The following is a 12,582-nucleotide window of genomic DNA, read 5'->3' as shown; positions in this document are numbered from 1 at the left end:
GATTTGTTCTGGCCGGTCAGGTCGGGGAAATTGTAGATGGAAACGTCGAGCTTGCGTCTCGGCGGCGGCAGGTTATCGAGCACCAGGCCGGTCTTGGTCGCCGGCACCATGAAGGCGGGCTCGTCGACGCGGTCCTTGGCCGTTCCGGCCATCGGATCGAACATGCACCCGCCCGCCGGCAACACGAACAGCAACAGACACGCCAGACTGGCAACACGCGAACCCAACTTATGCCCCCACCCACAACGAAGTACAATTCAGACTTGGTATCAGCGCTACATGACAGCTGTCCGATGGCGCGCCGATATACCCTCGCCCCATGAAAATCAGGGCATTCTGGTTGCGTTTGCCGTCGGATTCGCCGTGTTGGCGCCGCTGCTACCGCCGCCGGTGCCGCCACCGTTTGTATTTCCAATGCTGCTCAAGGCGTTGGTCAGAGGCGTCAGATCCGGTCCCTGATTGCCCGACTTGACGCCCTCGCCTTGCGCCTGCGCCGTCGACAACAGGAACGCGCCGTTGTTCGGGTTGCCGCCAAGCGCGGGACTGATCGGATGATAGACCTGCTCGGTCGCAAATGCCGGCGTCAGCACACCCACGACGCCCGCAACACACATCACCCGAAATGCGATCTTGCCCATGTCCGTCTGCCCCTTTCGAAATGCCCGATTGATCCGTTTCAGCCGCTCGTCACCTGACGACCAGCACGTTGCCGACGCGAACGATGCTCGCCTGCGGCGCGCCCTTCGGCTGGATGATGTCGAATGCACCGTTCGGCAGCCGCGCAATCAGCATGTTGACCGGCGCGGTGCCCGGAGGCTGCAGCACATCCACCGTCAGCCCTTGCACACCGAGCAGCGCCAGGTTGGAGACGAGCCCCTGCCCGTGCTGAAACACGCCGACCTTGTCATACTTGCCGCCGATGATGCCGACATTGGAGCTGTTGCCGCCGCCGGACTGGGCCTGCAGCACGAAATTGCTGCGCCCCATCTCCAGCGTACCGGCGACATTTCCGCCAGACGCCGCCAGCGTGGTTTCCGGCGTCAATTGCGTGGTGCCGCCGCGCGGCGGCACCACGGGAATCTGTGACGGCACATTGATCGGCGTCGAGATCACCGACTGGCCGGAAAAGGCACCCTTGGATGCCTGGGTGATGAATGCGCCGTCGGCAAGGGCCGGCGCAGCCCATGGCACAAGCGCAACGGCCGGCACGGCCGCGGCAACGAACGTGACCGCGAACAAATGATTTCTCAGGGCGAAATACAAGAGACACTCCCGGAATTTGAATCGATCAGCAAGCTTGCCTGGAAGTGCCCCTCATCGGATGCACCCAGGAACGTGGTCGAAAGGACTTCTTCCCTATCGGCTTCGAGACTGAATTCGCCGCTCTGGATATTGTGGCTCGTACCGCTAGTGCTGCGTTTTTGAATGTCGAGCCGATAAGTGCCGCTGGCCTCTTCACTGGCCTGCGCAACGGCCTCGATACGGAGCGCTTCGCCCTCCACCATGACCCGAATACGACACCCGATCGCCAGCACTTGTTTGACCTGCATCCGCTCGACATCAGCCAGCGCGGCATCTGACCGCGCGCAACAACCAACAACACCCAAGATCGCGATAGCTATCCTGCTGATCAGAGCCGTGCGTGCATCCGGCATCGGCGCCTCTCGAGAGGTTGACAGAGAGCGGCGGGAGATGATCCCGCCGCTCCCTTGTCGACTTACTTCTGGGTCGTGATCGCGACGTTGTGCGAACCGAACTGCGCCGTCACCGAAGCGTTGGAGACGTTCGCGCTCGCGGTCTGGACCGTGGTTGCGCTGTTACCGTTGCCGACCTGCAAGGTCGATTGCAGGTTTGCACCGATCATCGGCTGCAGGCCGGTGTCTGCCTGATGCACGGTGGCCGTGTTGTTCTTGCCGAGCTGGGCGATCAGCGAGCCGTTGATGCCGCTGTTGAGCGGATCGGCGATCTTCTGAGTGGTGGTCGCCGTATTGCCCTTGCCGACTTCGAGCGTCAGCGAAGCGTTGACGCCGTTGCCGCCATCGACGTTCTTCTGCTTGGTGGTGGCGGTGTTGTCCTTGCCGACCTGGAAGGTTCCTTGCAGATTGTCGCCGTTGGTCTGCTTGGTGGTCGCCGTGTTGTCCTTGCCGAACTGAGCGGTCAGTGAGGCATTGACGTTGCTGGCATCGTCAGCATTCTTCTGCTTGGTGTTGGCGACGTTGCCGGCGCCGACCTGAATCGTGCCCTGCAGGTTGTTGCCGTTGACCTGATTGACCTTCGCCTTGTTGTCGACGCCGAACTGGGCGGTCAGCGAAGCGTTGGTGGCCTGGTCGGCCTTCTTGCCGTCAACCGAACCGCTCTGATTGGTGGTCGACGTGTTGTCGAAGCCGAACTGCAAGGTGGCCGCATCGTTCTTGACGCCGCTTTCCGCCGAGGAGCCCTTGCCGGAACCGATCGATTCCTGGTTGGTCTTTGCGAGGTTGCCGGTGCCGATCTGGAGCGTGAACTGATTGTTGTTGCCGCCCAGGCCCGGATTCTTGCCGCTGGCCGCGCCTTCGGAGTCCTGGCTGACCTTCGCGGTGTTCTCAGCGCCGGCCTGAATGATCTTGGAGTCGTTCTTGCCGCCGTTCGCGGCCGTGAGCTGACCGGTGACCGCGAGATTTTCGGAATCCTTCCCGGCGCCGAACTGAAGCGTGGCCTGGTTGTTGTTGCCGCCCGCCTGGCCAGCGGCCGAATTGTTGCCGTTGCCGAACTGACCGGTGAAGGAATTGTTCTTGTTCTTGGTGTCGTTGGTCTGCTCGGTCAGGGCGTTGTTCTTGTCGCCGATCTGCAGCGTGCCCTGGTTGTTGTTGCCACCGAGCTGGCCGACCGTCGAGGTGTTCTTGTTGCCGATCTCGAGCGTACCCGACTGGTTCGAGCTCTTGCCGGTGGTCTGCTGCGCGGTGACGGCGCTGTTGTCGTTACCGAACTGCGCGGTGCCCTGCTTGTTGTGACCGTTGTTCTGACCGACGATTGCGTTGTTCTTCTTGCCGGCCTGAAGGATGAAAGACTCGTTGCTGGCGGCAGAAGCCAGCGACGTCGTGGCCAAGAGAATGGCCAGCGTCGTGAGATGCCTCATAACACTTCCCTGTTTTTCCAAAGCGGGGTCAGCGACCATCGCTGCCCTCACGCGAGGCGTTAACACGCAGTGAATGGCAACGACAATGGGCGGCAAAAAATTTCATGCGCCCGTTACAATCGAGCAGGAAAGTCCTGCAAATAGGGACATCTCGGCATTTGCCACGTCACAAGATCGGCTCCGTTGTCAACAAGCCGACCGCTCATTTTGGGTGTCGAACCGGCTTTCGCTTGTCCCGGTGCGCCTGCAATTTTACTGTCACGTTCAGCCATTAAAGGTGGCAGGGTCGTCGGATTTTGGTCCGCCGACATATGTGGCAACGCTCCCGCGTTGTAGACTGCGCTTCGATTCCACGTAACGGCTTCGGATCGCGGCTTCGGACACATATGACGTCAATCGAGGAACTGGTTGCAGCGAACGCCATCTCGCGAATTCAGGTCGAGATGCATCCGCGCGACCAGGAACTGCGGTTGCTCTACGGCACGCCGGAATTCATCGACTGGCTTGGCCGATTGGCAAAAGGCGCAGGCCCGGAACGGAGGCTCGGAGAAGCAACGGCGGCCGAACAGGTGGATGATCTCTTCAACACATTTCTGAGCGGCCAGCCTCTGATTTACATGAAGCAGTTTCGATCAATTCGTGCCGAGAAGAACGCCGTTTGGGAATTGAAGACGCCGGATGTGCGGATCTTCGGCTGGTTCTTGAAGAAGGACTGTTTCGTCGCCGTGTTCGGAAACTGGGCTGACGTGATCAAGGATCACGACCTCTATCGGGGTTACCGGATCTCCATCCGCAGGATGCGTCGGGAATGGGGAGTGGACGAAACGTTGTGTGTGCAGGGGGTAATGCCGAGTGACGTCCTTTCACTTTGATATCGGCGGGCGGGCGCGAAATGCCGGCCGGTTCATCGGCCGTGTGCGGGGCGAACTGCTGCGGGCTCTTGCCGAACGCAAGAGCGACGGCGGGCTGTCGCAGGAGGCGCTGGCGCGAAAGCTCGATACCGAGCGTTCGCTGATCAACCGGCAGCTTGCCGGCGAAAGCAATCTCACTTTACGTTCGCTCGCGGACCTCGCCTGGGCAATGGACCTCGAGATCTCGTTCGAGCTGAAAAAGCCGGCGCCTGAAGCCGGCCAGAACCAGCCTGTTCAAAATCAGCCGCTGCAAGCCCAGACCATGACAACCTCGACCGTGCGGCACGGCGCGATCAAATACATCAACGGCGCCGCCAAACAGGTCTCGGGACCCGCGCCTGCAAATTCCGGGCTTGGGCAGCCGAAAAAGTCCGCATGATGGAACGATACGGCTATTCGATCTTCTGCGACGACATCCGCAACGAGCCTGGCGGCAAGCTTTCATTCGTCGGCTGCTACAATGCGGTCATGTTCGCCTCGCCGCGCTTTCCATTGGTGCTGCCGAAATTCTACATCCACTTCCACGTGTTCTCGCCGGCCACGCAGCCCTATGAGTCCGTGCTGTCGCGGTGCTACGTGCCCGGCCGCACCGATCCCGTCGCCGAAGAGGCAATCGAGGTGCCGAGGCTCGAAGACCAGATCAATCTCTTGGCGAGCCTGCCAAAGAATGGCGGCGCGCCGCCCTGCATCGTGGTGGCCGCAAGCCTGGTTTTCACGCCGCTCGAGATTCCCGAACCCGGCATGATCCAGGTGCGCGCGCTGATCAATGGCGGCCCCGGCGAACTCCATGTCGGTTCGCTCACGGTAACAGCGGCCTAGTTTCCCGATCTTCGAAGTTCGTTGCACTTCGCCCCGGCGATGGCTTGACCTTCGCAAATCGACGGCGCGTCAGCGTGGATTGCGCTGCGTCACGATCGCCTGGTTGCCGCTGCCGCGCTGGACGACAGAGGACGCATTGCCGGTGCCGGTTTGCGAGACCGTGGCAAGGTTGTTCGTTCCGGTCTGCGTCACCAGGGAGACGTTGGTCGCGGCATTCGCCGTCGGCATCGCCGGCGCGCCGATCGCTTTGGGTTGCAGCGGAAAAGCGAGCATCGCAGCCGAGGCCTTTGCCGAAGCCGCCGACTGCTCGGCCGAGGCCGCTTTGCCTGACAGTTGCGCGATGAACACCTCACTGGCCACGGCCGGGCCAGCAGCCATTGTCAAAAATATGACAACAGGGATCGCGATGCGCATGCGAACTTTCTCCTTTTCGTGCGAAATGGATAGAAAGTTCGCATTAAGATTGGGTAAGGAAGCCGGCACGCAATCGAATTTGTCGGGCGCCTGCGCCGGAGCCGAACGCTACCTGCCCCACACTTCCTGCGCTACCTCGACCGCGAGCCGAAGCTTCGCCCACTGCTCTTCCTCGCCGAGGATGTTGCCTTCTTCGGTCGAGGCAAATCCGCATTGCGGTGACAGCGCAAGCTGCTCAAGCGGCGCAAACTTCGACGCCTCCTCGAGCCGACGCTTGATGTCGTCCTTCTTTTCCAGCTCACCGCTCTTGGAGGTGATGACGCCGACCACCACCACCTTGTTGCCGCGCGGCAGATAGCGCAACGGCTCGAAGCCGCCGGCGCGCTCGGAGTCATATTCCAGGAAATAGCCGTCATAGTTGGTGCCGGCGAGCAGCGTCTCGGCCACCGGCTCGTAGCCGCCCGAGGAGATCCAGGTGGAGCGGAAGTTGCCGCGGCAGACGTGGGTGGTGATGGTCATGTCGGCGGGACGCTCGGCGATCGCATAGTTGATGACGCGGGCATAGATCTCCTGCAGACCGTCGAGATCGTTACCGCGCTCGCGCGCCTTGTTCAGCTCATCCTGCGAGCAGAGATAGGCCCAGACCGTGTCGTCGAACTGCAGATAACGGCAGCCGGCGTCGTAAAACGCCTTCACCGCCTTGCGATAGGTCTTGGCGAGATCGTGGAAGAAGGCGTCAAGATCGGGATAGGCCTGCTTGGAAATCGCATTGCGCCCGCCGCGGAAATGCAGCACCGCGGGCGACGGGATCGTCATCTTCGGCATGACATGCGCGGTGTCGCATTGCTTCTTCAGGAATTTGAAGTGCGACAGCATCGGATGATCGTCGGGAAAATCGAGCTGGCCGATGACGCGCACAGCCTCGTGACGGGTCTGGACGCCGGCGAACTGAATGCCCTGGTCGGGATGGAACATTTCGCAGCCGGTGAGCTTGGCGAGGAAATCGAAATGCCACCAGGAACGGCGGAACTCGCCATCGGTCGCAAGCTTCAGGCCGGTCGACGCCTGGCGGTGCACGACCTTCTCGATTTCCATGTCCTCGACCTTGCGCAGCTCGTCGGGCGTGATCTCGCCCTTTTCGAGCCTGGCGCGGGCTTCCTTCAGGCGCTGCGGCCGCAGCAGGCTGCCGACTTCGTCAGCGCGGAAGGGAGGTTTGGTTCGTTGCATGGTGTTTCACTCCCACAGGAACGGATTATTGAATACTGTCGTCATTCCGGGATGCGCCGCAAGGCGCAGGCCCGGAATCCATTTCTCCGAGCACTCGTAAGGCGCCTATGGATTCCGCGTTCGCGCTCGCGCGCGCCCCGGAATGACGGCCGGAGTGCCTCACGACTTCCCCGCCACGCCCAGAAACCGCTCCAGCGCCGACGGGTCGGCCTTCAGGGCGCTGCTGGCCGCCTCGTGCACGATCGCGCCACGTTCCAATATCACGGCGCGGTCGGCAAGGCCCAAGATTTTGCGCGCGTTCTGTTCGACGATAATCGAACAGATGCCCCCCGATCGGGTGATGGTGCCGAGCGCCTTCAAAAGCTCCTCGACGATGATCGGCGCCAGCCCCTCCGTCGGCTCGTCCAGCAGCAGCACCTTCGGATTGAGGGTCAGCGCGCGTCCCACGGCCAACATCTGCTGCTCGCCGCCGGAAAGCTGGTTGCCGAAATTGCTCCGCCGCTCCTTCAGGCGCGGAAACATCTCATAGACCTTGCCGACCGTCCATGGTCCCGGCTGAGCTATCGCCGTCATATTCTCTTCCACCGTCAGCGAGCGGAAAATGTTGCGCTCCTGCGGCACCCAGCCGATCCCCGCGCGCGCCCGCTGGTCGGGCCGCATGGCGGTGATATCGCGCCCCCCAAGCGTGACCCGGCCGCCGAAGCGCCGCGTCACGCCGACGATCGAATTGATCAGCGTGGTCTTGCCGGTGCCGTTGCGCCCCAGCAGCGCCAGCACCTCGCCTTCGGCCAGGCGCAGCGTCATGTCGGGCAGCACCACGGCCTCACCGTAACCGGCGCGCAGGTTTTCGATGCTGAGAAGGTCAGCCATGTCAGCTATGGGCCTCCTCGCCGAGATAGACCGCCTTCACCTGAGGATCGCGCGCCACTTCGTCCGGCGCGCCCTCCACCAGCATCGCGCCATTGACCAGAACCGAGATCCGGTCGGCAAAGGAAAACACCAGATCCATGTCGTGCTCGATCAAGAGCACGGTAACATCGCGCGGCAACGCGGCGACGGCGGCAAGAATATCGTGGCGCTCGCTTTCGGGAACGCCAGCGGCGGGCTCGTCGAGCAGCAGCACGCGCGGTTTGGTCGCGATCGCGACCGCGATTTCGAGCAGGCGCTGCTTGCCATAAGGCAGGGTCGCGGTCGGCTCGTTCATCACGTCGGTGAGACGAAAGCGCGCAAGATTTTCCGCGATCTCGGCGTTGACATCCTCGCGCGTGCCCATCACGCGCCACCAGTCGCCGCCGCGGCCAAGCCGCTCCGACACCGCAAGCCCTATCGTTTCGATCGGCGTCAAATCCGGATAGAGCTGGTTGATCTGGAAGGTGCGCGACAGCCCCCGCGAGACCCGGCCGTGCACGGTCGCATCGGTGATGTCGCTGCCCTCCAGCAGGATGCGGCCCGCGTTCGGCTTCAGCACGCCGGTCAGAAGATTGATCACGGTAGTCTTGCCGGCGCCGTTCGGGCCGATCAGCGCGTGCCGCGCGCCCTGGATGATCTTCAGCGACAGATCGCGCGTGACTTTCAGCCCGCCGAACTGCTTCTCCAAGCCTCGTGTTTCGAGTGCGAGCGTCATGGTGCATCGCTCTCGGGAATGGCGACCGGCGCCTTGCCGCCGCCGAACTGCCGGATCACGAGGTTCGGCACGAACAGCACCCAGCGATGCAGCCGTGCGCGGCCGATCAGCACGATCAGCACCAGGACAAGGCCGATCCAGAACTGCCAGTATTGCGGGGTGATGGTGGAGAAGAACTCCTGCAGCATCTTGAACACCACGGCGCCGATCAGCCCGCCATAGAGATAGCCGGTGCCGCCGATGACCAGCACCAGCATCAGATCCGCCGAACGCTCGAACGCAAAGACATCGAGCGATGCAAGCTGCGTGGTCTGGGTGAACAGCGCCCCCGCGATGCCGGCGTAGAACGATGCGAGCGTATAGACCGCGATCAGGCGGCGATTGACCGGCACGCCGACCGCCGCGGCGCGCAATGGATTGTTCTTGATCGCGCGCAGCGACAATCCGAACGGCGAATGGACGACCCGCCGCGCCACGAGAAACAGCACGAACAGCACGATCAACGCATAGAAGAAACCGACCTTGCCGAAGATATCGAACGAAAACAGCCCGAGGATCGGCGCCATCTCGATGCCCTGAAGGCCGTCGGTGCCGCCGGTGATATTGGAATAACGCTCGGCGAGCGCTTCCAGCAGCAGCGCGATTCCGAGCGTCACCATCAGCCGGGTCAGATCGACGCCGCGGATGACGAGGAAGCTCGTCAGAAAACCGACCACGGTCGCGGCAAGACCGGCGACAACCAGCGCAGCTACAGGCTCGGCGATGATCCCGTGCAGCGCCAGCAAACCCGCGCCATAGGCGCCGATGCCGAAAAAGGCCGCGTGTCCGAGCGAGACGATGCCGGCATAGCCGAGAATGAGATCGAGCGAGAGCGCAAACAGCGCCAGCCGCACGATGTCGGTCATGATCAAATAGCGCGATGGAAACAGAAAGGCGCAAGCCAGCGCGATGGCCCAGAACACGATCTCGCTCCAGTGCCATTTGGCGTGAAGCTTCGCGATGGCGCCGATATCGGAGGACGCGCTCATGGGTTGCTCCACTAGCGCGCCGCGGTGCGGCCGAACAGGCCGTTCGGACGCCAGATCAGGATCACGATCATGATGGTGTAGATCACGAACGGCCCCATCTTCGGCACGTAATATTTGCCGGCGACATCGCCGATGCCGAGCAGCAGCGAGGCGAGAAACGGTCCGGTGATCGAGGACGAGCCGCCGACGGTCACCACGATCAGGAAGTAGATCATGAATTTCAGCGGGAAATACGGATCGAGCCCGAGGATTTCCGCGCTCAAGGCGCCGCCGAGGCCGGCGAGCCCACACCCGAATGCAAACGTGAAGGCGAAGACCTGCGGCACGTTGATGCCGAGTCCGCTGGCGGCGCGGGGATCATCGACCGCGGCGCGCAAGCGGCTGCCGAAACGCGTGCGCGCCAGGATGAGCTGCAGCAGCGCGGTCAACAGCCCGCAGATCACGATGATCATCAGCCGGTAGCGGCCGATACCGACCCCGAAAACGTCGAACTGGCCTTCCAGCACGGATGGAAGCTGAATGAAAACCCGCGACGAGCCCATGATGTAATCGACCGCAGCCACCGACATGAAGACAAGGCCGATCGAGAACAGCACTTGGTCGAGATGGCTTCTTGTGTAGAGATGGCGATACAGCGTGCGCTCGAGCGCCCCGCCGATCAGGCTGCTGCCGACAAAGGCCAGCGGCAGCGCCGCGAAGAACGGCCAGCCGTGCTGATTGACCAGCACCGCGCAGATATAGCCGCCGGTCATCGCAAAGGCGCCGTGGGCGAGATTGACGAAATTCATCAGGCCGAGCGTGACCGCAAGCCCGCACGCCAGCACGAACAGCAACATGCCGTAGGCGACGCCGTCGAACAGGATGGTGAGGATGGAGGTCATAAAGAGCGAGCGTGCCTGAGCGCTGAACTACGATGCGCAATTGCGCATCGGAGAATCTGTCTGAACAATTTCGAGATCCCGGGTTCGCCGGCTTCGCCCGCGCCCCGGGATGACTCCTTCGGAGTCACTTCTTGGTCTTGCCGGAATCCTTCACCGCGTCGAATTTCTCGAACTCGACGTTGTAAAGCTCGCCGTCGACCTTCTCGACCTTGCGGATATAGACGTTCTGCACGATATCGCGCGTCTCCGGATCGATCGAGATCGGGCCGCGCGGGCTCTCCCACGCCATGCCTTTCATGGCCGCGATCAGGCTGTCGCCGTCGGTCTTGCCGCCGGTCTTCTTCAGCGCCTCGTAGATCAGGTGAATGCCGTCATAGCCGCCGACCGCCATGAAGCCCGGACGCTGGTTGTAGGCTTTCTTGTAGGCCGCGACGAACTCCTTGTTCAGCGCGGACGGATGCGCGGCGGAATAGATGTGCGCCGTGACGGTGCCGAGCACGGCATCACCCATGTCCTTCAGGAGATCGTCGTCGGTGACGTCGCCAGGTCCGATCACCTTGATGCCGGCCTTGTCGAGCCCGCGTTCGGCATATTGTTTCATGAAGTTGCCGCCCTGCCCCGCCGGCACGAACACGAACATCGCATCGGGCTTGGCATCCTTCATGCGCTGCAGGAACGGCGCGAAGTCGGGATTGGCGAGCGGGGTCTTGACCTCTTCGACGATCGTGCCGCCGCCGGCCGTGAAATGCTCCTTGAAGAAATTCAGCGCGTCATTGCCCGGCGCGTAATCCGAGGTCAGCGTCGCGACCTTCTTGATGCCGTTCTTCACCGCCCAGTCCGCGATGATGGTGGAGGATTGCGCCAGTGTGAACGAAGTGCGGACGATGTAGGGCGAGCGCTCGGTGATGATAGAGGTGCCGGCCGCCATCACGACCTCGGGCACTTTCGCTTGCGTGGCGAGCGGAGCCGCGGCGAACGCGGCCGGCGTGATGCCAAAGCCCGCGATGACGCTGACCTTGTCGTTGACGATCAGCTCCTGCGCCAGCCGCTTGGTGTTGTCCGGCAGCGTCGCATCGTCCTTTAGGATCACTTCGATCTTCTTGCCCGCAACCGTGTCGCCGTGCTGCTGCATATAAAGCTTCACGGCGTTGTTGATCTGGATGCCGGTCGAAGCCTGGCCGCCGGTCATCGGCACGATCAGGCCGATCTTGACGACCTCCTGCGCCGCGAGCGGCGCTGGGACAAGCGCACCTGCGGCGGCGAACACGCCTGCCGCGAGCAAGAGCTGACTGCGAACGAACATGAACGTTTCTCCCTGATCGATTGTGTCTGAATCGATTTTGTCGAACGGCTTCGCCGGCCGTTAAGTGCTAGAAGGCATTGCTTGCACGGCCCTCGTCAATTGAACGAAGGGTGCCCGCTCAAATTTTCAGCTTCAATTCCCCCAACGCGTCCCCTCACGCGTCCCGTCCGGAACGCGACCACACTATGGTGCCATGGTACTGTCAACCGTGCTGGGCTGGACAGCCATGGCCGCCTCTCTTCCGCGTCCGGCGCGGCCTCTTTGTCCGCTTCCGGGTTCGATCGACATTTGTACGAATGTACAAATCAGATGGACTTGTCAACAAAAAGTGCTGGGCGCGAAATCAGCAGGGAGTGCGGCCGGTTGGCCTTTAGACCGCGGCCGGCGTAAACCGTGCGGGGTCAACCGCTCGGCCTCAAATCCATCTTTTTTAAAGGCCATAGGCCTACCGTCCAGCAGATGCCAGCCAGCGCCCGCCATACCGCCGTGATTGCCGCGTTCGCGCTTGCGGGGACGATCCTTGGCGGCTGTTCATCAATCAACGAAAGGCTCGGCCCCGCTGTTGGCGAGGCGATACCGCAATGGGCCGGCGGCATGCCCAAGGATGTCCCGCCCCGGCGCGGCACGCCGGAATACGACGCCTTTATGCAGGAGCACGAGCGCAAGCGGCTGGAGCCTGCGCCCACTAACGCCAATGCGTCGGCGCCGGCGCAGCTCGATCCGGTGCATTAGGATAAGCGCGAAATTTCACATTGAGACGTCATTCCGGGATGCGCCTGCAAGGCGCAGGCCCGGAATCCATTGTGCGCCAACAATGCTCGGAGAAACGGATTCCGGGCTCGCGCTTACGCGCGCCCCGGAATGACGAGTTGTTTTTGGACAGACTCGCTTCAATCCATGAACACGACGGTCTTGCGGCCGTTGAGGATCACGCGGTCCTCCAGATGGTGGCGCACGGCGCGCGCCAGCACGCGACGCTCGATGTCGCGGCCCTTGCGCACGAGATCATCGGGCGTGTCGCGATGGCTGATACGCTCGACGTCCTGATCGATGATCGGGCCCTCGTCGAGATCGCGCGTGACGTAATGGGCGGTGGCGCCGATCAATTTGACGCCGCGTTCATGCGCCTGGTGATAGGGCCGCGCGCCCTTGAAGCCCGGCAGGAAGGAATGATGGATGTTGATGCAGCGTCCTGAAAGCTTGGCCGACATCTCGTCGGAGAGGATCTGCATGTAGCGCGCGAGCACGACGAGATCGGTC

The 12,582-nt window shown here is 62.2% G+C and carries 16 protein-coding genes and 1 pseudogene; 4 read left to right on the top strand and 13 right to left on the bottom strand.

Annotated features, from left to right (window positions below; genetic code table 11):
• The 5 genes and pseudogenes from VFL62_RS26340 to VFL62_RS26320 all read right to left on the bottom strand — a co-directional run.
• A pseudogene (locus VFL62_RS26340) lies at nt 1-227 on the bottom strand (curli production assembly protein CsgG); the annotation flags it as partial.
• A 99-nt stretch (nt 228-326) separates the two neighbouring features.
• Entirely contained in the window at nt 327-638 is a 312-nt protein-coding gene (locus VFL62_RS26335) for a curli assembly protein CsgF (RefSeq protein ID WP_325175326.1), read from the bottom strand.
• A 49-nt stretch (nt 639-687) separates the two neighbouring features.
• Nucleotides 688-1,263: a hypothetical protein gene (locus tag VFL62_RS26330; RefSeq protein ID WP_325175325.1), complete on the bottom strand. Its 576-nt coding sequence runs from the start codon at nt 1,261-1,263 to the stop codon at nt 688-690.
• Nucleotides 1,248-1,655: a curli-like amyloid fiber formation chaperone CsgH gene (gene csgH / locus VFL62_RS26325; protein ID WP_325175324.1), complete on the bottom strand. Its 408-nt coding sequence runs from the start codon at nt 1,653-1,655 to the stop codon at nt 1,248-1,250. The genes VFL62_RS26330 and csgH overlap by 16 nt, the downstream gene beginning before the upstream one ends.
• A 62-nt stretch (nt 1,656-1,717) precedes the next feature.
• A complete protein-coding gene (locus VFL62_RS26320) occupies nt 1,718-3,115 on the bottom strand; it encodes a hypothetical protein (RefSeq protein WP_325175323.1) in 1,398 nt (465 codons plus the stop codon).
• Nucleotides 3,116-3,501: 386 nt separating this feature from the next.
• Here VFL62_RS26320 and VFL62_RS26315 point away from each other — a divergent pair, with 386 nt between their 5' ends.
• The 3 genes from VFL62_RS26315 to VFL62_RS26305 are packed head-to-tail and all read left to right on the top strand — an operon-like array spanning nt 3,502 to nt 4,845.
• Nucleotides 3,502-3,987 (top strand): hypothetical protein, encoded by a 486-nt coding sequence (locus VFL62_RS26315; RefSeq protein ID WP_325175322.1) that lies wholly within the window; start codon nt 3,502-3,504, stop codon nt 3,985-3,987.
• Complete coding sequence (locus VFL62_RS26310; RefSeq protein WP_325175321.1) at nt 3,968-4,405, top strand: helix-turn-helix transcriptional regulator; 438 nt, start codon at nt 3,968-3,970, stop codon at nt 4,403-4,405. Before VFL62_RS26315 ends, VFL62_RS26310 begins: the two co-directional genes overlap by 20 nt.
• A complete protein-coding gene (locus VFL62_RS26305; protein ID WP_325175320.1) occupies nt 4,402-4,845 on the top strand; it encodes a DUF6941 family protein in 444 nt (147 codons plus the stop codon). Before VFL62_RS26310 ends, VFL62_RS26305 begins: the two co-directional genes overlap by 4 nt.
• Nucleotides 4,846-4,914: 69 nt before the next feature.
• Here VFL62_RS26305 and VFL62_RS26300 read toward each other — a convergent pair whose 3' ends face one another.
• From VFL62_RS26300 to VFL62_RS26270, 7 genes are all read right to left on the bottom strand, one after another.
• Entirely contained in the window at nt 4,915-5,259 is a 345-nt protein-coding gene (locus VFL62_RS26300) for a curlin repeat-containing protein (protein ID WP_325175319.1), read from the bottom strand.
• 108 nt (nt 5,260-5,367) lie between these two features.
• Entirely contained in the window at nt 5,368-6,486 is a 1,119-nt protein-coding gene (locus tag VFL62_RS26295; protein WP_325175318.1) for a cobalamin-independent methionine synthase II family protein, read from the bottom strand.
• Nucleotides 6,487-6,645: 159 nt separating this feature from the next.
• Nucleotides 6,646-7,356 (bottom strand): ABC transporter ATP-binding protein, encoded by a 711-nt coding sequence (locus tag VFL62_RS26290; protein ID WP_325175317.1) that lies wholly within the window; start codon nt 7,354-7,356, stop codon nt 6,646-6,648.
• Nucleotide 7,357: 1 nt separating this feature from the next.
• A complete protein-coding gene (locus tag VFL62_RS26285) occupies nt 7,358-8,110 on the bottom strand; it encodes an ABC transporter ATP-binding protein (RefSeq protein ID WP_325175316.1) in 753 nt (250 codons plus the stop codon).
• A complete protein-coding gene (locus tag VFL62_RS26280; protein ID WP_325175315.1) occupies nt 8,107-9,138 on the bottom strand; it encodes a branched-chain amino acid ABC transporter permease in 1,032 nt (343 codons plus the stop codon). Before VFL62_RS26280 ends, VFL62_RS26285 begins: the two co-directional genes overlap by 4 nt.
• Before the next feature lie 11 nt (nt 9,139-9,149).
• Nucleotides 9,150-10,019 carry a branched-chain amino acid ABC transporter permease gene (locus VFL62_RS26275; RefSeq protein WP_325175314.1) on the bottom strand — a complete coding sequence of 290 codons (870 nt, stop codon included), beginning with the start codon at nt 10,017-10,019 and terminating at the stop codon, nt 9,150-9,152.
• A 124-nt stretch (nt 10,020-10,143) separates the two neighbouring features.
• Nucleotides 10,144-11,322, bottom strand: a complete 1,179-nt coding sequence (locus tag VFL62_RS26270; RefSeq protein ID WP_325175313.1) for an ABC transporter substrate-binding protein — start codon at nt 11,320-11,322, stop codon at nt 10,144-10,146.
• 459 nt (nt 11,323-11,781) lie between these two features.
• On the opposite strand from VFL62_RS26270, the gene VFL62_RS26265 reads away from it, so the two are divergent.
• Entirely contained in the window at nt 11,782-12,054 is a 273-nt protein-coding gene (locus tag VFL62_RS26265; protein WP_325175312.1) for a hypothetical protein, read from the top strand.
• 158 nt (nt 12,055-12,212) lie between these two features.
• Here the strand turns inward: VFL62_RS26265 and VFL62_RS26260 are convergent.
• The coding region (locus tag VFL62_RS26260; RefSeq protein WP_325175311.1) for a formyltetrahydrofolate deformylase at nt 12,213-12,582 on the bottom strand (370 nt) is incomplete at its 5' end.

Origin of the sequence: Bradyrhizobium sp., assembly GCF_035701725.1 — a bacterium.
Lineage (GTDB): Bacteria > Pseudomonadota > Alphaproteobacteria > Rhizobiales > Xanthobacteraceae > Bradyrhizobium.
The sequence above is the reverse complement of the archived record's forward strand: the minus strand, read 5'-3'. Positions and strand labels throughout refer to the sequence as shown.